Raw genomic sequence first — 18,411 nt, forward strand, 5'->3', positions numbered from 1 at the left:
GGCGCCCTCAGGTGGTGGCCGGCGTGGCGGCGGCGGCCTGGGCCGGGCGGGACTTGCGCTCGCGCTTCACCGCCTCGCCCTCCACCACCAGGATGCCCCGGGACATGGCCTGGGACGCCGGCGGTCCCGCGGCGGCGCGGAAGGCTGGAGCCGAGGCCGAGCGTCCGCCGCCGCCCGCAAGGAAGTCACCCGTGCGCAGGGGCCCGGCGTCGGCGACCTCGGCCTCGCCGGTGCGGCGCAGGGCCAGGGACAGGGTCCCCAGGGTGGAGGCGATGGAGAGCTTCTGGGCCTCCTCCACCGAGACTTCCACGGTGGCGGTGCTGGGCACGGCCGGCTTGTCGCTGGTGGGGTCGGCGTTGAGGTCGATGCCCAGGACCCGGACGTTCTGCACCACCACATAGGAGATGAAGTTGCGGTCGGGGCCGTTGGGCGTCAGGTCGCGGAGCAGCACCACGTCCACCCGGTCGCCGGGCAGGGCGTGGCCGCCGACGCCGGTGGCGTCGCTGACCTTCAGCGTATAGGCGCGCATCCCCGCGCCGATCTCGGCGGCGACGGTGGGCCGGGCGCCGGGGCCGGAGATCTTGGCGGGCAGGATCGGCTCGCGGGGGGCCATGGCGACCAGGGCCACCGGCGGGGCGCCCTTGTCGGCGGCCAGCACCTGCTCGACGCTGGCGAAGGCGCCTTGCGGGGCGAGGCCGGCGGGAGCCCGGACGATGGTCAGCATGCCGGGGGCGAGGCGGTCGCCGTACCTGATCTGGCGGGCGGCGACGACGATCGGCGCGCCGTCCTCGGCCGGGGCCGCCACGCTGCGGGCCGCCGCAGCCCCCGGGAGCACGGTCTTGGCGACCACCAGGGCTCCCAGGCCGAGCGCGGCGGAGGCTGCGAGGCTGACGATGGTGACGAGGCGCATCCGCTCACGCTCTTGGGAGAATTTCTCTTTCAGATCGCGAGGTTAGCGGCCGGGCGCTTGCGATATCGCCAACAAACGCGGTGAACGCGCCGTTCAGCATGTTTCGACAAGGTGACTATCCCCTTGACGCAAGTAGAACGTTTTGGCATCATGTCCTTATTGAAGGGGCCGACCGATGCCGAAGTTCACCGTCAGAGAGTTCTTCAAGCGCTTCCCGGATGACGCCGCGTGCCTCCAGCATGTGATGGAGGTTCGCTACGGCCTGCGTCACACCTGCCGGAAGTGCGGCGTGGTCGATGCCACGTTCCACCGGCTGGCGAACCGCCCGGCCTACGCCTGCGCTCACTGTGGTGATCACGTCTATCCGTGCGCCGGGACGGTCTTTCAGGACACCCGCACGCCGCTGACGCTGTGGTTCTACGCGATCTACCTGTTCGTCACGACGCGCCACGGTGTGAGCGGCAAGGAACTGCAACGCCAGCTCGGCGTGACCTACAAAACCGCTTGGCGGATGGGCCAGCAAATCCGCCAGCTCATGGCGAAGGCCGATGGCTTTGAGGCCCTTCGCGGCCATGTCGAGGCCGATGAAACGTACGTGGGCGGCAAGGCGGTGGGCGGCAAGCGTGGGCGCGCCCACGACGGCAACAAGACCGTTGTCGCTGGCCTCGCGCAACGCGGCGGCCGGAAGGTCGCTCAGGTCGTGCCGAACGCCTCCACGAAGTCGCTCAAGCCGTTCATTCTGGAAAACGTGGAGCCCGGGACGCTCGTCTCGACCGACGAGCACGGCGGCTATGTCTTACTCACCAAGTACGGCTACGAGCATGAGCGCGTGAACCACTCCAAGGAGGAATGGGCGCGCTGGGATGCGCAGGGCCGCGCGCACCATACGAACAATCTTGAAGCCTTCTGGAGCCTGTTCAAGCGGTCGGTTCGCTCGACGCATATCCACGTCTCAGCGAAGTACATGAACCGCTACCTGAACGAGTTCACGTTCAGGTCGAACCATCGTCAGATGGAGAACGCGATGTTCGACCTTCTGGTTGGGGCGGTGTAGCCATCCGGCGCACCGCTTCATTGAAGTCGGACAAGTTGGCTGGCCCCACGCCACTGGCTTCGGCTTGGGCGATGAACTCGTCCAAGCGATTCTCTTCTATGGCTTTTTTCAGCGTCAGCACGGCTAGACCACTGATTGTTGGACCTAAAACGGCGCGCATGATAACAAACGAAGAGGGGGCGGCCTAGCCGCCCCCTCGGGTTACGCCTGCAACAAGAGGATGCGCTTGAGGGCGAGCCACCGCCCCATGCGCAGAGGATACGCAAGCATCCTCGTAACCTCCTTCTCGGGAACTACCCTCCCGGGTGGGCCTGCGGGCCGCAGGAAGCGCCGCCGAGAGGCGGCAACCGGCAGGGGATGCCAACCCCGGCCAAAACGGTTGGGCGGCGGCTGCCTCACGGGGCGCCGCCGCTCTTCTGGTTCTTCTTCAGGTACAGAAGCAGCGTGAACACCGCCTGCTGTTCCGCGGCGTCCATGGCCGCGGGGTCCAGCATCGCCACCAGCATCTGCTCGGGGGTCTGCTGGGCCTCTTGGCGCTGTTGCTGGCGCCGCCGCTCTTCCTCGGCTCTGGTCGCTTCGAGCGCCCCGTCGTCGGCGTTGAAGTCATCGCCATTGTCCTTCGGCTTCGTATCCTTGGGCTTGGGCTTGGGCGGCTTCCGCCTGACGGTCACGGTGCGCGGCTTCTTGTTCTTCATGATGTAGGGGCTGATCGGGATGCCAGCCTCGTTCGCCGCGCTCAGGAAAAAGGTCATGCACTTGCGCAGCGTGTCGCCCTCGGCGGGGTACAGCGCCCGGAAGCGGTCGTTGAACTGGGCGGGCGTCGCCGCCGACAGGTTGGAGTCGACCAGGGGGCCGTACGCGCCCCGCACCGCCTTATCGAGCGCCCGGGGCCATTCGTCCGTCCCGTAGGCGGCAACCAGATCCACCATTTGCTGCGTCGGGTGGTTGTCGCTGTCGATCAGGCGCAGGAACTTCAGCCCGGTCATCAGTTGGCTGCCCACCTGGCCGGAGAAGTTGCCGAGCACGCTCCGGTCGATGCGGCCCGGAACCCCGTGCTCCTTCAGCGTCCCGAGGAACGTCTTGGTGGTCGAAAACGCCACGTACGGCGGAACCGACCCCTTGCCCTCGTCCTGTTTGGCATCAGCCATTTGCCCAAGCCCCGTCTGGAACGTGGCATATCCTCGCAGATACCAATGCCAAATGCAACTTTTTGGTATTGGCGCAGCCAAGACAGCGTTTGCAGTCCCGAACCGGGCCGATCATCCTTTGAAAAACAAGGAGATTTCCCGTGGCTCACTCGTTCGTCATCGTCCGCCAGTTCGACGGCGCTCCGCTGCGCCGGGTAGTGATTTGCGAGGGCGCTGGACGAGTCTACGTCAGTTCGGAGCGTGCCATCGAACGCGCCGAATCAGGGGAACTCCCGCCCGTCGGCTTCGAGCGGGGCGACGTGTTCGCCTTCGACGAACGAGCGTTTGCGGCTCTGGCGGCGCGGTGGGCGGAACAGCAAGTGATCCCGGCCGAGGCATGGTCGGCGCTCACCCCATACCAAGGCGAAGTGCGGGTTGTTTAGCTGGAAATGCCGATACATGCGTCAAGGGGATAATCACCTTCGACAATCCGGCTAGGCCGACGCCGGGGCAGGCGGCTAGGGTCCGGCGCTACTTTCGGAGGACGATCGATGCAGCTGCGGCGGTTGGGGAACTCGGGCCTGAAGGTCAGCGCCGTGGGCCTGGGCTGCAACAACTTCGGGATGCGGATCGACCAGGCCCAGACCCAGGCGGTGGTGGACGCGGCCCTGGACGCCGGGATCACCTTCTTCGACACCGCCGACATCTACGGCGGGACCCTGTCCGAAGAGTTCCTGGGCAAGGCGCTGGGCAAGCGGCGCAAGGACGTGGTGCTGGCCACCAAGTTCGGCATGGCCGTCCAGGGCGACGAGGCGCGCAAGGGCGGCTCCCGGCGCTGGATCATGCAGGCGGTGGAGGACAGCCTGCGGCGGCTGGGGACCGACTGGATCGACCTCTACCAGTTCCACACGCCCGACCCGGAGACGCCGGTGGAGGAGACCCTGCGGGCGCTGGACGACCTCGTGCGCCAGGGCAAGGTCCGTTACCTGGGCAATTCCAACTTCTCGGGCTGGCAGATCGCCGACGCCGACTGGATCGCCCGCACCGGACACCTGAACCGCTTCGTCTCGGCGCAGAACGAGCTGTCGCTGCTGAACCGCCAGTCGCTGGACGAGGTGCTGCCCGCCTGCGAGCGCTTCGGCCTCGGCTTCCTGCCCTATTTCCCCCTGGCCTCGGGCCTGCTCTCGGGCAAGTACCGGCGGGGCGAGCCGCCGCCGCCGGACACCCGGCTGGCGGCCTGGGCCGGGCGGGGGCAGCGGGCCCTGACGGACGAGAACTTCGACAAGGTGGAGGCCCTGGAAGCCTGGGCGAAGGCCCGGGGCCGGACGATCCTGGAGCTGGCCTTCGCCTGGCTGCTGGCCCAGCCGGCGGTGTCGTCGGTGATCGCCGGCGCGACCCGGCCGGACCAGGTGGCCGCCAATGTGGCCTCCGCCGACTGGACCCTCGCCCCCGAAGACGTCGCCGAAGTCGTTAGCCTGGTGTCCTGACCCATGTACGATCTGCTCAAGGGCCTGCGCGTGGTGGAAGGGGCCGCCTTCGTCGCCGCCCCGACCTGCGCCCTCTACCTCGCCCAGATGGGGGCCGAGGTGATCCGCTTCGACAACATCGGCGGCGGGCCGGACTTCCGGCGCTGGCCGCTCGCCGACAACGGGGCCAGCCTCTACTGGGAGGGGCTGAACAAGGGGAAGAAGTCGGTCGCCATCGACCTGTCGCGGCCCGAGGGACGCGAGCTGGCCCAGCGGCTGGCCACGGCGCCGGATCGGGCGGGGACGTCGGACGGGGGCCTGTTCGTCACCAACTTCCCGGTGGACGGCTTCCTCTCCTACGAGGCGCTCTCGAAGCTGCGGCCCGACCTGATCTGCGTGCGGGTGATGGGCTGGGCCGACGGCTCGCAGGGCATGGACTACACGATCAACGCCGCCCTCGGCCTGCCGCAGATGACGGGGCCGGTGGACGATCCGCGGCCCGTGAACCATGTGCTGGCCGCCTGGGACCTGCTCACCGGGGCCTACTGCGCCTTCACCCTCGTCTCGGCCCTGCTGGCGCGCCACCGGACCGGCCAGGGCCGGGAGATCCGCGCGCCCCTGTCGGACATCGCCGCGGCGACCATGGCCAACCTCGGCTTCACCGCCGAGACGCAGCTGCGGGGCCGGCAGCGGCCGCGCATGGGCAACGACATCTTCGGCGCCTTCGGACGGGACTTCCGCACCGCCGACGGCCAGACCCTGATGCTGCTCGCCATCACCCCCAAGCAGTGGTCCAAGGCCCTGGAGGTGCTGGGCCTGAAGGCGGCGGTGAGCGCCCTGGAGGCCGAGCTGGGCGTCTCGTTCGCCACGGACGAGGGCGTGCGCTTCACCCACCGCGACCGGCTTTATCCGCTGTTCGAACAGGCCTTCGCCGCCCGGACCCTGGCGGAGCTGGCGCCCGCCTTCGACGCGGGGGGCGTCACCTGGGGGACCTACCAGCCGCTGGAGGCGGCCCTGGAGGACCCGCGGCTGTTCAAGGGCAATCCGCTGTTCCAGGAGATCGCCCAGCCCAGCGGCCTGACCTATCCGGTCCCGGGCGCGCCGGCGACCATTCCGCAGGACGAACGCCGGCCCGTGGCGCCGGCGCCGCGGCTCGGCCAGCACACCGACGAGGTGCTGGCGGAGGTGCTGGGGCTGCCCTCCGCCGAGATCGCCCGGCTGCACGATGCGGGCGTGGTGGCCTGATACCTTCGTCTGGCTAGCCAGGCCGGCGCCTCGCTCCCATGTCTTCGTCATGACGGCGAACGAGGCGGCGAGATGGCGCGGGCGGAAACACAGGCGATGACATCGGGCGTCTGGCTGGCGGCGGGCAAGCGGACGCCCTTCGCCCGGGTCGGCGGGCCCCTGGCCCGCTACGACGCCCTGGAGCTTTCGGTCCCGGTGGTCCGGGCGATGATCGAGCAGGCCAGGCCGGACCTGGCCGTCTGGGGCGCGGTGATCCCGAGCCTGATGTGGTCGAACATCGCCCGGGAGGTGCTGCTGGACGCGGGCGCCGACCCGTCGATCCCGGCCGTCTCGACGGTGATGGCGTGCTCAACCAGCATGATGGGCGCCTTCCAGGCGGCGGGCATGCTGGACGACCGGGGCCGGAGCCTGGCCCTGGTGGGCGGCGCCGAGAGCATGAGCCGGGTGCAGGTGGGCCTGACCCCCGGCCTGTCGGACGAGCTGCGGGCGCTCATGGGCGCCAGGAGCTGGAAGGACCGGCTGGCGACGCTCGCCGCCACGCGGCCGAAGGACGTGCGCCTGCACATCCCCCGGGTGGCCAACCGCGTCACCGGCAAGAGCATGGGCGAGCACACCGAGGAGATGGCCAAGGGCTGGTCGATCTCCCGGGCCGAGCAGGACGAACTGGCGCTGGCCAGCCACCAGCGGGCGGACGCGGCCTGGAAGCGCGGCTTCTTCGACGACCTGGTGCTGCGCCTGCCCGAGGCCGGGCGGGACACCACGGTCCGGGGCGACACCAGCCTGGAGAAGCTGGCCAAGCTGGCGCCGGCCTTCGACCGCACCAGCGGCCAGGGGACGCTGACGGCGGGCAATTCCAGCCCGCTCACGGACGGCGCGGCGGCGCTGTGGGTGGCCACCGAGGCGGGGCTGGCGCGGCTGCCTACGGACATCCCGCGGGTGCGGCTGGTGGACTACGAGGTCAACGCCATCGACCTGCGCAGCGAATATCTGCTGATGGCCCCGGCCTATGGCGTTCCGCGCCTCCTGGCCCGGCACGGCCTGACCTATGAGGACATCGGCCTGTGGGAGATCCACGAGGCTTTCGCGGCGCAGGTGGCGACCCACATCAAGGCCCTGCAGGACCCGGAGTTCCTGCGCGACAAGGCCGGGGTGACGGCGGACCTCGGCCGCTTCCCCGTGGAGCGGATGAACCCCAACGGCGGCTCCACGGCCCTCGGCCATCCCTTCGCGGCCACGGGGGCGCGGATCCTGTCCCAGGCGGTGAAGGAGCTGGCGGCCATGCCGCCCGGAACCTGGGCCGTGGTGTCGATCTGCGCCGACGGCGGCCAGGGGACCATGGCCCTGCTGCGGAACTAGGCGGCCAGCTCAGGCCGGGGAGAGCTTCACCAGGACGGCGCCCTCGGTGACCTGGCCGCCGAGGCTGGCCGAGACCTCCTCGACCACGCCGTCGAAGGGGGCCTGGAGGGCGTGCTCCATCTTCATGGCCTCGAGCACCACCAGGGCCTGTCCCTTGGCGACCCTCTCGCCAGGCTTGATCGTGAGCTGGGTGACCTTGCCGGGCATGGGCGCGCGGAGGGCGCCGTCGCCGGCGTCTGCGTCGGCCTCGGCGGCGGGCGGATGATCCTTGAAGACCAGGGCCTCCCCGCCCTCGAAGACGACGATGTCGCCCTCGTCGGTGACCAGGACCGAGCGGTCGGGCGCGTCGGGACGGCTTTCGCAGACCACCGCCTTGCCGCCCACGAACAGCCGCACCCCGGCCTCGGGCTCGCGGTTGAGCCGGAAGCCGAACAGGCCCTTCCAGGGATCGTCGGCCTCGCCTTCCTCCAGAGTCAGGGTGGCCGCATCGGCGGCGGCCGAGCAGGCGGCGGGCGAAGGCTGGAGCGGGGTGGTCAGGGCCTCGAGCCGGCGCTCGATGAAGCCCGTGTCCACGTCGCCGGCGATGAAGCCCGGCTCCTCCAGGCAGCGCACCAGGAAGCCGGCGTTGGTCTTCACCGGCCAGACCTCGACCCCGTCGCAGGCGTCGGCCAGTTCGGCGATGGCCTGTTCGCGGGTGTCGGCATGGGCGATGAGCTTGGCCACCATGGGGTCGTAGAAGGGCGTCACCTCGCCGCCCTCGGCGACGCCGGCGTCGACGCGCACGGCCTCGGGCAGGCGGAAGTGGTCCAGCCGGCCGGTGGAGGGCAGGAAGCCCGAGGCCGGGTTCTCGGCGTAGAGGCGGGCCTCCACGGCGTGGCCGTTGAGCTGGATCTGGTCCTGGGACAGCGGCAGGGGTTCGCCCTGGGCGATGCGGATCTGCCACTCCACGAGGTCGAGGCCGGTGACCATCTCGGTGACCGGATGCTCCACCTGCAGGCGGGTGTTCATCTCCATGAACCAGATGCGGTCCGGCTTCAGGCCCTCGGAGGCGTCGGCGATGAACTCCACCGTGCCGGCGCCGACGTAGCCTACGGCCCTGGCGGCGCGGACGGCGGCGGCGGTGACGGCCTGCCGGGCGGCCTCGGACATGCCGGGCGCCGGGGCCTCCTCGATGACCTTCTGGTGGCGGCGCTGGAGCGAGCAGTCGCGCTCATAGAGGTGGACGACATTGCCATGGGCGTCGCCGAACACCTGGACCTCGATGTGCCGCGGGCGGGTGACATAGGTCTCCAGCAGCACCCGGTCGTCGCCGAAGGCGGCGGCGGCCTCGCGCCTGGCGGCGGCCAGGGCGGCGGCGAAATCTTCGGCCCGGTCCACCCGGCGCATGCCCTTGCCGCCGCCGCCGGCCACGGCCTTGATCAGCACGGGATAGCCGATGCGGTCGGCCTCGGCCTGCAAGGTCGCGTCGGACTGGTCCTCGCCCAGGTAGCCGGGGGTCACGGGCACCCCGGCCTTGGCCATCAGCGCCTTGGCGGCGTCCTTCAGGCCCATGGCGCGGATAGCCGCCGGCGGCGGCCCGATCCAGACGAGGCCAGCCTTCTCCACCGCCTCGGCGAAGTCGGCGTTCTCGGAGAGGAAGCCGTAGCCGGGGTGGATGGCGTCCGCGCCGGCCTCTCTGGCGGCGGCGATGATCTTCTCAGGGACGAGGTAACTGTCGCGGGCGGCCGCCGGGCCGATGTGGACGGCCACGTCGGCGTCGTGGACATGGGCGGCGTCCGCGTCGGCGTCGGAGAAGACGGCGACCGTGCCGATGCCCATCTGCCGGGCGGTGGCGAAGACCCGGCGGGCGATCTCGCCCCGGTTCGCCACGAGGATGGAGGTGATCTCTTTCCGCGTGGCCATGACTACATCCGGAAGACGCCGAAGCGGGTTTCGGGGATCGGGGCGTTCAGGGCCGCCGAGATGGAGAGGCCGAGAACGTCGCGGGTCTGGGCCGGGTCGATGACGCCGTCGTCCCACAGGCGGGCGGTGGCGTAGTAGGGATTGCCCTCGTCCTCGTACTTCTGGCGGATCGGGGCCTTGAAGGCCTCGGCCTCCTCGGGCGTCCAGCGCTCGGCGTCCCGGTGGACGGTGGCGAGCACGCTGGCCGCCTGTTCGCCGCCCATGACGCTGATGCGGCTGTTGGGCCAGGTCCACAGGAAGCGCGGGGAATAGGCCCGGCCGCACATGCCGTAGTTGCCCGCCCCGAACGAGCCGCCGATGAGGACGGTGAACTTGGGGACCTCGACGCTGGCTACGGCGGTCACCAGCTTGGCGCCGTCCTTGGCGATGCCGCCGGCCTCGTAGCGGCCGCCGACCATGAAGCCGGAGATGTTCTGCAGGAAGACCAGCGGGATCTTCCGCCGGGCGGCCAGCTCGATGAAGTGGGCGCCCTTGAGGGCGCTTTCCGAGAAGAGGACGCCGTTGTTGGCGAGGATCGCCACCGGGAAGCCCCAGATGCGGGCGAAGCCGCAGACCAGGGTCGTGCCGTAGAGCGCCTTGAACTCGTCGAACCGGGAGCCGTCGACGATGCGGGCGATGACCTCGCGCACCTCGTAGGGCGCGCGCACGTCGGGCGGGATGACGCCGTACAGCTCCTCGGGATCGTATGCCGGCGGCTCGGGTCGCTCGATCGTCACCTCAGGACGCTTGGCGGTGTTCAGGTTGGCGACGATGTTGCGGACGATGGCCAGGGCGTGTTCGTCGTCCTGGGCCACATGGTCGACCACGCCCGAGCGACGGCCGTGGGTGTCGGCGCCGCCCAGCTCCTCGGCGCTGATGACCTCGCCGGTGGCGGCCTTCACCAGGGGCGGGCCGCCGAGGAAGATGGTGCCCTGACCGCGGACGATGACCGTCTCGTCGCTCATGGCCGGGACATAGGCGCCGCCGGCGGTGCACGAGCCCATGACGCAGGCGATCTGAGCGATGCCCTCGGCGCTCATCCGGGCCTGGTTGTAGAAGATGCGCCCGAAGTGATCGCGGTCGGGGAAAACCTCGGCCTGGTGGGGCAGGTTCGCGCCGCCCGAGTCCACCAGATAGACGCAGGGCAGACGGTTCTGCATGGCGATCTCCTGGGCGCGGAGATGCTTCTTCACCGTGATGGGATAGTAGGCGCCGCCCTTCACCGTGGCGTCGTTGGCCACGATCATGACCTCGCGGCCGGAGACGCGGCCGACGCCGGTGATGATCCCCGCAGCGGGAGCCTCGTCCCCGTACATGCCGCCCGCGGCCAGGGCGCCCACCTCAAGGAACGGCGAGCCGGGATCGAGCAGTCGCATCACCCGGTCGCGGGGCAGGAGCTTGCCCCGGCTGACGTGCCGGCGCCGGCTGTCCTCGGATCCGCCCAGGGCGGCCCGGGCGGTGCGGGCGCGCAGGTCCTCGACCAGGCTCCGGTTGACCCGGGCGTTGGCGGCGAAGGCCTCGGACGCCGGATCGACGGCGGTGGGCAGTTTCCTCATGCGGCGCGGGCTTCCGTCCCTGTTCTTGGCTTGGCCTGTTGGACCGGTGTTGTCGGGCGCCGGGCGAAGTTCTGCAAGCATGGCTTGGCTCGCGGATGATTTCTTCGGCGGATCGCCGCGATCCGGCATGTGTATTCCCAGGAAATGGGGATTTGACGCAATGAGCTTGTCGCTTCAGCCGCCGCTAGGCTGACGCTGGGATCGTGTGGCAGAGAGTCGGGCGTGACCCAGGACCCGTCCCAAGAAACCTTCCCTGAAATCCGCGAGGCGGTTCGCAAGCTGTGCGCCCGCTTCCCCGGCGCCTACTGGCGCGACCTGGACCGCGAGCGAGCCTATCCCACCGCGTTCGTCCGCGCCCTGACGGAAGCCGGCTTCCTGTCGGTGCTGATCCCCGAAGCGTACGGCGGCTCGGGCCTCGGCCTGAAGGCGGCCACGGCGATCCTCGAGGAGATCCACCGCTCCGGCTGCAACGGCGGCGCCTGCCACGCCCAGATGTACACCATGGGCACGGTGCTGAAGCACGGCAGCGAGGCGCAGAAGCAGGCCTATCTGCCGGCCATCGCCTCGGGCGAGCTGCGGCTGCAGGCCTTTGGGGTCACCGAGCCCGACGCCGGGACCGACACCACCCGCATCTCCACCTTCGCCAAGCGGGTGGGGGACAAGTATGTGGTGAACGGCCGGAAGATCTGGATCAGCCGGGCCGAGCACTCGGACCTGATGGTCCTCCTGTGCCGCACCACGCCCCGGGACGAGGTCAGGAAGCCGTCGGACGGCATGAGCGTGCTGCTGGTGGACCTGCGCCAGGCGGTGGGCGCGGGCCTCACCATCCGGCCGGTGCGGACCATGCTCAACCACGCCACCACCGAGCTTTTCTTCGAGGACCTGGAGGTGCCCGCCGACAACCTGATCGGCGAGGAGGGCAAGGGCTTCCGCTACATCCTCGACGGCATGAACGCCGAGCGCATCCTGATCGCCTCGGAGTGCCTGGGCGATGCGCGCTTCTTCATCGACCGGGCCAGCCGCTACGCCAAGGAGCGGGTCGTGTTCGGCCGGCCGATCGGCGAGAACCAGGGCGTGCAGTTCCCGCTGGCCCGGGCCTATGTCCAGGCGACCCAGGCGGCGCTGATGGTGGACCACGCCGCCGGCCTGTTCGAGGCGGGGCGGCCCTGCGGCACCGAGGCCAACATGGCCAAGCTGGTGGCCTCGGAGGCCTCGTGGTTCGCCGCCGACATGTGCCTGCAGACCCACGGCGGCTTCGGCTTCGCCGAGGAGTACGACATCGAACGCAAGTTCCGGGAGACGCGCCTCTATCAGGTGGCCCCGATCTCCACGAACCTCATCCTCAGCCACGTGGCGACGCACGTGCTGGGCCAACCGAAGAGTTTCTGATGGCTTACGAGACGATCAAGGTGGAAGAGGCCGCGCCGGGGGTGAAGGTGATCGCCTTCAACCGGCCCGAGGTGGCCAACGCCCTGTCCACCAAGATGGGCCGGGAGTTGCTGGAGGTGTGGAGCTCCCTCGCCAACGACCACGACCTTCGGTGCGTGATCCTGCGCGGGGAGGGCAAGCACTTCCAGGCCGGGGCGGACCTGAAGGAACGCAACGGCATGACCGACGAGCAGTGGGCCGACCAGCACCGGCTGTTCGAGGCCATGATCCGCGCCCAGCTCGCCTGCCCGGTTCCGGTGATCGCCGCGGTGCACGGCGCGGCCATGGGCGGCGGCTGCGAAATGACCCTGGCCTGCGACTTCGCCTATGCCGCCGAGGGGGCCAGGTTCGGCCTGCCTGAGGCCAACCTGGGCATCCTGCCGGGCCTGGGCGGCGGGCCGCTGCTGGTGCGGGCGGTGGGGCCGCGCCGGGCGCTGGAGCTGATCACCACGGCCCAGCCGTTCACCGCCGAACAGGCGCTGGAGTGGGGTCTGGTCAACGGGATCACCCCCGGTTCCGAGCTGCTGCCGCGGGTGCTTGAGGTGGCCAAGACCATCGCCGGGCGGGCGCCCCTGTCGGTGCGCGGCGCCAAGAAGATCGTCCACCGCAGCCAGGACCTCGACCTGCCGCACGCGATGAACTTCGAGCTGGAAATCTACAACCGGCTGTTCACCACCCATGACCGCCGCGAGGGCGTGGCCGCCTTCAACGAGAAGCGGGCCCCCAGCTTCGAGGGCCGCTAGAACGGGACGGCGCAGGTGATGCCGCCGGCGGGGCCCTGGTGGCCCATGGCGTCGGCGTCGCCGCCCGCGCGGACCTTGCAACCCTTCTTCGGCCGCCGGGCCAGATAGGCCGCGTCGTCCTGGGCGAAGCGGCCGGACGGGTCGAGGTTCAGCCGAGACCCAGCCGCGCCGATCTTCCTGAGGCCGGGATCGTCCGCCAGGCGCTGGTCGCAGCGGGCCCGGGCCTCGGCGCCCAGCCGATGGAGGTTGGAGGGGCGGCAGTCGAGCAGTCCGCGCAGCGCCAGGCCTCCGGGTTCAACCCGGGCTGCGAAAAGGGTCGGCGCGGGAACCGACGCCTCCGGCGGTCGCCAATGGTCAAGCTCTCCCAGGCGGAGATCACGCTGTTCCACCAGGGTCCAAAAGAAGGCCGTGGCGCGGTCCGGCGACTGCGCTTACCGTCGCCCGCATGAGGATGCCCGCGCCGGACCCTGCGCTTCTCGCCCGCAAGGCCGAGATCGTCCGCGCCTTGCGCCGCATCGTCCCGGGCGAGGGCGTGGTGGCCGAGCCGGAGGGGCTGGTCCCGTTCGAATCCGACGGGCTCTCGGCCTATCGGCAGACCCCGATCGCGGTGGTGCTGCCCGAGACCACGGCCCAGGTGTCGGAAATCCTGAAGTGGTGCTCGGCCGGGGGCGTGAAGGTGGTGCCGCGGGGGGCGGGCACGTCGCTGTCGGGCGGCGCCCTGCCGCTGGCCGACGGCGTGGTCGTCGGCCTCTCCAAATTCAACCGCATCCTGGAGGTGGACTACGACAACCGCTGCGCGGTGGTGCAGCCGGGGGTCACGAACCTCGCCGTCTCCCAGGCCGTGGAGGCCGAGGGGTTCTATTACGCGCCCGACCCGTCGAGCCAGATCGCCTGCACCATCGGGGGCAATGTGGCCGAGAACTCGGGCGGCGTTCACTGCCTGAAGTACGGCCTGACCACCAACAACCTGCTCGGCTGCGAGCTGGTGCTGATGAACGGCGAAGTGCTGCGCCTGGGCGGCAAGGGCTTCGACGCCCCGGGCTACGACCTCCTGGGCGTGGTCACCGGTTCCGAGGGGCTGCTGGGCGTGGTCACCGAGGTGACGGTCCGCATCCTGCCCAGGCCAGAGACGGCGGCGGCCCTGCTGCTGGGCTTTCCCACGGTGGAGGCGGCGGCGGCCACGGTGGGCGACATCATCGCCGCCGGCGTGATCCCGGCAGGGCTGGAGATGATGGACAACCCGGCCATCCGGGCGGCCGAGGCCTTCGTCCACGCCGGCTATCCCACCGAGGCGGCGGCCCTGCTGATCTGCGAGCTGGACGGGCCCGAGGCGGAATGCGCGGACCTGGCCGATCAGGTGCGGGCCCTGGCGACGGCGCGGGGGGCCGACTTCATCCGGGTCTCGCGCTCCGAGGCCGAGCGGCTGGCGTTCTGGGCCGGGCGCAAGGCGGCCTTCCCGGCGGTGGGCCGGATCGCCCCGGACTACCTCTGCATGGACGGGACCATCCCGCGCCGGGAGCTGCCCAGGGTGCTGGCGGCCATCCACCAGATGGGCCAGGCGTTCGGCCTGGGGGTGGCCAATGTCTTCCACGCCGGCGACGGCAACCTGCACCCCCTGATCCTCTATGACGCCGACCAGCCGGGGCAACTGGCCAAGGCCGAGGCCTTCGGGGCCGAGATCCTCAAGCTGTGCGTCGCCGTGGGCGGGGTTCTCACCGGCGAGCACGGGGTGGGCGTCGAGAAGCGCGACCTGATGGGGGAGATGTTCGATCCCACGGACCTGGCCTGCCAGCAGCGGGTGAAGTGCGCCTTCGACCCCGGCCTGCTGCTCAATCCCGGCAAGGTGTTCCCCACCCTGCACCGCTGCGCCGAGCTCGGCCGGATGCATGTGCACCGGGGCAAGCTCGCCTTCCCCGACCTGCCGAGGTTCTGATGCAGGCCGCCGCCATCCCTGCGCACCTGCCGACGAGCGCCGACGAGGTCCAGGCCCTGATCGCCGAGACGGGGGCGCATGGCCGCCGGATCGAGGTGGTCGGCGGCGGCACCAAGCGGTCGGTGGGCGCGGTCGCCGCCGACGTCGTCCTGTCGCTGGCGGGGCTGGACCGGGTGATCGACTATGCGCCGGACGAGCTGGTGCTCACGGTCCAGGCCGGGGCGCGGCTGGCGGAGCTGGAGCGGCTGGTGGCGTCCGAGGGCCAGATGCTGGCCTTCGAGCCGCCGCGCTGGACGGGCCTGCTGGGCGGCGGCGGCGAGCCGACCATCGGCGGGGCGCTGGCGGCCAATCTGTCGGGCCCGCGCCGCCTCCGCGCCGGCGCCGCCCGGGACCATTTCCTGGGCTTCTCGGCGGTGTCGGGCCGGGGCGAGCTGTTCAAGGCCGGCGGCAAGGTGGTGAAGAACGTCACCGGCTACGACCTCATGAAGCTGATGGCCGGGTCGTGGGGCACCCTGGCGGTGCTCACCGAGGTGACCCTCAAGGTGCTGCCGGCGCCGCGGGACGAGACCACCCTGTTGCTGTTCGGCTTGAGCGACGCGCGGGCCAGCCAGGCCATGATCGCGGCGCTGAACGGGCCCTTCGAGGTCTCGGCCGCGGCCCATCTGCCGCCCTTCGCGGCGGCGGCGGAGATGGCGGTGACGGCCTTGCGGCTGGAGGGGTTCGAGGCCTCGGTGGCGGCCCGGGCCGAGCGCCTGGCCGAGGTCTTGCGGCCCTTCGGCCACGCCCAGCGGCTCGATCCCCAGCATTCCCGCGACTTCTGGGCCGGGGTGCGCGAGGTGGAGGCCTTCGCCGGCGATCCGCGGCCCCTGTGGCGGCTGTCGGTTCCGCCGGCGTCCGGCTGGCGCGTGGCCGCCGAGGTGGAGGGCGAGGCCCTCTATGACTGGGGCGGCGGGCTGGTGTGGCTGCTCACCGAGGCCGAGGCGCCCGTCGTCCAGGCCGCGGCCGCCAGGGCGGGGGGCCATGCCCTGCGCCTGCGCGGCGCGGGCCCGGCCTTCCCGCCCCTGGGCGGGCCCCAGGCGGCGCTCCTGGCCCGGGTGAAGGCCGCCTTCGACCCGCTGGAGGTGCTCAACCCCGGGAGGATGTCGTCATGAACGCGGTCGCACCGCCCGCCGGCGACGGCGCGGCCCGGGCCGAGATCCGCCGCTGCGTCCACTGCGGCTTCTGCACGGCCACCTGCCCGACCTATGTGCTGCTGGGCGACGAGCGCGACAGCCCGCGCGGCCGCATCGAACTCATCAAGGCCATGCTGGCCAGCAAGGCCCCGCCCAGCAAGGCGACGGTGACGCACATCGACCGCTGCCTGTCGTGCCTGTCGTGCGTCTCCACCTGCCCGTCGGGGGTGAACTACGGCCGGCTGATCGACCATGCCCGGGCGCATGTGGAGGCGACCTACCGGCGGCCCTGGCCCGAGCGGGTGCTGCGCGCGGCGATCCCGGCGGTGCTGACAAGGCCGTGGCGCCTCGCCCTGGCGCTGCGGCTCGGACGGCTGGCCGCGCCGCTGGAGCGGTTCCTGCCCGCGCAGTTGAAGGCCATGCGGCGCCTCGCCCCCGCCAGGCCCGGCCGACGGGCTCGCCCCGGCGTGGTCCCCGCGCAAGGGGCGCGGCGGGGACGGGTGGCCCTGCTGCAAGGCTGTGTGGAGCCGGCCCTGTCGCCCCAGGTGCGGGAGGCCGCCGTGCGGCTGCTGACCCGGGCCGGGTTCGAGGTGGTGTTCGCCGAGGGCGAGGGCTGTTGCGGGGCGCTGTCCGAGCATCTGGGGCGGGCCAAGGAGGCGCGGGCCTTCGCCCAGGCGAATGTGGCGGCCTGGTCCCGGGCGGGGGAGCTGACGGCCATCGTCGCCACCGCCGCCGGCTGCGGGACCATGCTGAAGGGCTATGGCGAGACCCTGGGGCCGGCGGGGGCGCCCGCGGCCGTCCGGGCGCGGGACATCCTGGAGTTCATCGCCGAGGTGGGCCTGCCGCCCGTGACCACCAAGGTCCAGGGGCTGGAGGTGGCCTATCACGCCGCCTGCTCGCTGCAGCACGGCCAGCAGATCAAGACCGCGCCGCCGGCCCTGCTGGCCGAGGCGGGGTTCGACGTGCGGCCCATCGCCGAGGGCCATCTCTGCTGCGGCTCGGCGGGGAGCTACAACATCCTCCAGCCCGAGATCGCCACGCGCCTGCGGGACCGGAAGGCCGCCAACATCGCCCGCACGGGGGCGCAGGTGCTGGCCGCGGGCAATGTGGGGTGCATGGCCCAGCTCGCGCCGGCGGTGGGCATGCCCGTGGTCCATCCCGTGGAGCTGCTGGACTGGGCGACGGGCGGGCCGCGCCCGGCCGCCCTCACGCCCGAGGCGCCGTTCCGGCCGCGGGCGGGGGCGACCCAGAGCGTGTAGCAGCGGGCCGGCCGCGCGGCCCGCCCGCCAGGTCAGGCGACCATCCGGAAGGTGTTGCGGAGGTACTCGATGAAGGTCGGGCCGACGCCTTCGTTCGCCAGGTGCTCCGCGCTCACGGGGATCGGCGTCTGGGTGAAGGCCGGATCGCGGGCCTTCTCGGGGAAGTCGTGGTGGACGATGGCGGCCCGGCCGATCAGGACATAGTCGGCGCCCCGGTCCAGCATCTCGGCGGCGATGGCGGCGCTGGTGATCTTGCCGGCCACGCCCAGCTTGACGTCGCCCCGGTCCAGCTCGGTGAAATAGCTCATCAGCGGGCGGCCCTTGTGGGCTTCCTCGGCCGGCTCCTTGAAGACGTCCCACAGGGACATGTCGAGGTAGTCGATGCGGCCGTCGCGGAGCACCTCCTGGGCCACCTCGACGATCTCGGAAAGGCGCAGGCCGAAGCGCTCGGGCGACAGGCGCAGGCCGAGCTGGAAGTCCGGGCCGGTGCGGCGGCGCACGCCGTCGATGATCTCGAACAGGATGCGCGCCCGGTTCTCGAGGGAGCCGCCGTAGCGGTCGTCCCGGCGGTTGATCTCGGGCGAGAGGAACTGGGCGAGGATGTAACCGTGGGCGCCGTGCAGCTCGACGCCGTCGAAGCCGGCCTTCTCGGAGCGGACCGCAGCCTCCACGAAGTCTTCCACCAGCTGCTCGACCTCGCCGAGGGAGAGGCCCCGGGCGCCGGTCTCGGGATCGTCCGAGGCGCTGACCGGCTGGCCCACGAGCTCTTTGGGCGAGCGGTTGCCGGCGTGGTGCAGCTGGACCGACGAGCGGCTGCCTGTGGCGTTGATGGCGGCGGCCAGGCGGCTCAGCCCCTCCAGGTGCTGGTCGCCGAAGACCCCGAGCTGGCCGGGGAAGCCCTGACCCTGGGCCTGGACGTGGGCCGCGCAGGTCATGGTCAGGCCAAAGCCGCCCTGGGCGCGGAGGGTGAGCCAGCGGAACTCGTCCTCTGACAGCCGGCCGTCCGGGTGGCTCTGGCAGTTGGTCAGCGGCGCCAGCATGAAGCGGTTCTTGAGGGGCTTGCCGCGGGTGAGGGGCAGCGGGTCGAACAGGCTCTTCTCGGCCACGGGGCGTAGTCTCCCTGAATCGTGTTCACTTGTCGGTGGGGACCCTGGGGCCGTCCGCGGCCGTGGACAAGCCCAGGGAATCTGGCGGGGCTTTCAGGCGGCCGGCGCCGGGCGT

General features: G+C 71.1%; 16 protein-coding genes. 10 read left to right on the forward strand and 6 right to left on the reverse strand.

Annotated elements, in window-relative coordinates:
* Window positions 1-7: 7 nt before the first annotated feature.
* Window positions 8-910 (reverse strand): Flp pilus assembly protein CpaB, encoded by a 903-nt coding sequence (gene cpaB / locus BO64_RS11840; RefSeq protein WP_496403511.1) that lies wholly within the window; start codon window positions 908-910, stop codon window positions 8-10.
* Window positions 911-1,085: 175 nt separating this feature from the next.
* Here cpaB and BO64_RS11845 point away from each other — a divergent pair, with 175 nt between their 5' ends.
* Window positions 1,086-1,964, forward strand: a complete 879-nt coding sequence (locus BO64_RS11845) for an IS1595 family transposase (RefSeq protein ID WP_496403512.1) — start codon at window positions 1,086-1,088, stop codon at window positions 1,962-1,964.
* A gap of 395 nt (window positions 1,965-2,359) precedes the next feature.
* Here BO64_RS11845 and BO64_RS11850 read toward each other — a convergent pair whose 3' ends face one another.
* Complete coding sequence (locus BO64_RS11850) at window positions 2,360-3,112, reverse strand: DUF5343 domain-containing protein (protein ID WP_496403513.1); 753 nt, start codon at window positions 3,110-3,112, stop codon at window positions 2,360-2,362.
* A 140-nt stretch (window positions 3,113-3,252) separates the two neighbouring features.
* Between BO64_RS11850 and BO64_RS11855 the strand changes: the two genes are divergently transcribed.
* The 4 genes from BO64_RS11855 to BO64_RS11870 all read left to right on the forward strand — a co-directional run bounded on the left by BO64_RS11855 (window position 3,253) and on the right by BO64_RS11870 (window position 7,158).
* Window positions 3,253-3,534, forward strand: coding sequence for a hypothetical protein (locus BO64_RS11855; protein WP_496403514.1), 282 nt, complete (start codon window positions 3,253-3,255; stop codon window positions 3,532-3,534).
* Between the two features lie 108 nt (window positions 3,535-3,642).
* A complete protein-coding gene (locus BO64_RS11860) occupies window positions 3,643-4,578 on the forward strand; it encodes an aldo/keto reductase (protein WP_496403515.1) in 936 nt (311 codons plus the stop codon).
* Window positions 4,579-4,581: 3 nt separating this feature from the next.
* Entirely contained in the window at window positions 4,582-5,802 is a 1,221-nt protein-coding gene (locus BO64_RS11865) for a CoA transferase (protein ID WP_496403516.1), read from the forward strand.
* A gap of 96 nt (window positions 5,803-5,898) precedes the next feature.
* Complete coding sequence (locus BO64_RS11870; RefSeq protein WP_496403517.1) at window positions 5,899-7,158, forward strand: acetyl-CoA C-acyltransferase; 1,260 nt, start codon at window positions 5,899-5,901, stop codon at window positions 7,156-7,158.
* A 9-nt stretch (window positions 7,159-7,167) separates the two neighbouring features.
* On the opposite strand, the gene BO64_RS11875 is transcribed toward BO64_RS11870, so the two are convergent.
* Both BO64_RS11875 and BO64_RS11880 read right to left on the reverse strand, forming a co-directional pair.
* A complete protein-coding gene (locus BO64_RS11875; RefSeq protein WP_496403518.1) occupies window positions 7,168-9,060 on the reverse strand; it encodes an acetyl/propionyl/methylcrotonyl-CoA carboxylase subunit alpha in 1,893 nt (630 codons plus the stop codon).
* A 2-nt stretch (window positions 9,061-9,062) separates the two neighbouring features.
* Window positions 9,063-10,655 (reverse strand): carboxyl transferase domain-containing protein, encoded by a 1,593-nt coding sequence (locus BO64_RS11880; RefSeq protein WP_496403519.1) that lies wholly within the window; start codon window positions 10,653-10,655, stop codon window positions 9,063-9,065.
* Between the two features lie 222 nt (window positions 10,656-10,877).
* Between BO64_RS11880 and BO64_RS11885 the strand changes: the two genes are divergently transcribed.
* On the forward strand, window positions 10,878-12,044 hold the full coding sequence (locus tag BO64_RS11885) for an acyl-CoA dehydrogenase family protein (RefSeq protein ID WP_496403520.1): 1,167 nt from the start codon (window positions 10,878-10,880) through the stop codon (window positions 12,042-12,044).
* Window positions 12,044-12,826 (forward strand): enoyl-CoA hydratase/isomerase family protein, encoded by a 783-nt coding sequence (locus BO64_RS11890; protein ID WP_496403521.1) that lies wholly within the window; start codon window positions 12,044-12,046, stop codon window positions 12,824-12,826. Before BO64_RS11885 ends, BO64_RS11890 begins: the two co-directional genes overlap by 1 nt.
* Here BO64_RS11890 and BO64_RS11895 read toward each other — a convergent pair.
* Window positions 12,823-13,215, reverse strand: a complete 393-nt coding sequence (locus tag BO64_RS11895; protein WP_496403522.1) for a hypothetical protein — start codon at window positions 13,213-13,215, stop codon at window positions 12,823-12,825. The genes BO64_RS11890 and BO64_RS11895 overlap by 4 nt on opposite strands.
* Window positions 13,216-13,271: 56 nt before the next feature.
* Here BO64_RS11895 and BO64_RS11900 point away from each other — a divergent pair, with 56 nt between their 5' ends.
* From BO64_RS11900 to glcF, 3 genes are read left to right on the forward strand one after another with little or no spacing between them, the layout of a single operon-like run.
* The gene (locus BO64_RS11900) at window positions 13,272-14,759 is read left to right on the forward strand and encodes an FAD-linked oxidase C-terminal domain-containing protein (RefSeq protein ID WP_496403523.1); all 1,488 of its coding nucleotides are present in this window, start codon (window positions 13,272-13,274) and stop codon (window positions 14,757-14,759) included.
* On the forward strand, window positions 14,759-15,910 hold the full coding sequence (gene glcE, locus BO64_RS11905; protein WP_496403524.1) for a glycolate oxidase subunit GlcE: 1,152 nt from the start codon (window positions 14,759-14,761) through the stop codon (window positions 15,908-15,910). Before BO64_RS11900 ends, glcE begins: the two co-directional genes overlap by 1 nt.
* The gene (glcF, locus tag BO64_RS11910; protein ID WP_496403525.1) at window positions 15,907-17,190 is read left to right on the forward strand and encodes a glycolate oxidase subunit GlcF; all 1,284 of its coding nucleotides are present in this window, start codon (window positions 15,907-15,909) and stop codon (window positions 17,188-17,190) included. The genes glcE and glcF overlap by 4 nt, the downstream gene beginning before the upstream one ends.
* 32 nt (window positions 17,191-17,222) lie before the next feature.
* Here glcF and BO64_RS11915 read toward each other — a convergent pair whose 3' ends face one another.
* Window positions 17,223-18,296 carry an NADH:flavin oxidoreductase gene (locus tag BO64_RS11915; protein ID WP_496403526.1) on the reverse strand — a complete coding sequence of 358 codons (1,074 nt, stop codon included), beginning with the start codon at window positions 18,294-18,296 and terminating at the stop codon, window positions 17,223-17,225.
* Window positions 18,297-18,411: the final 115 nt, after the last annotated feature.

The sequence above is a fragment of the Phenylobacterium composti DSM 19425 genome (assembly GCF_059568645.1).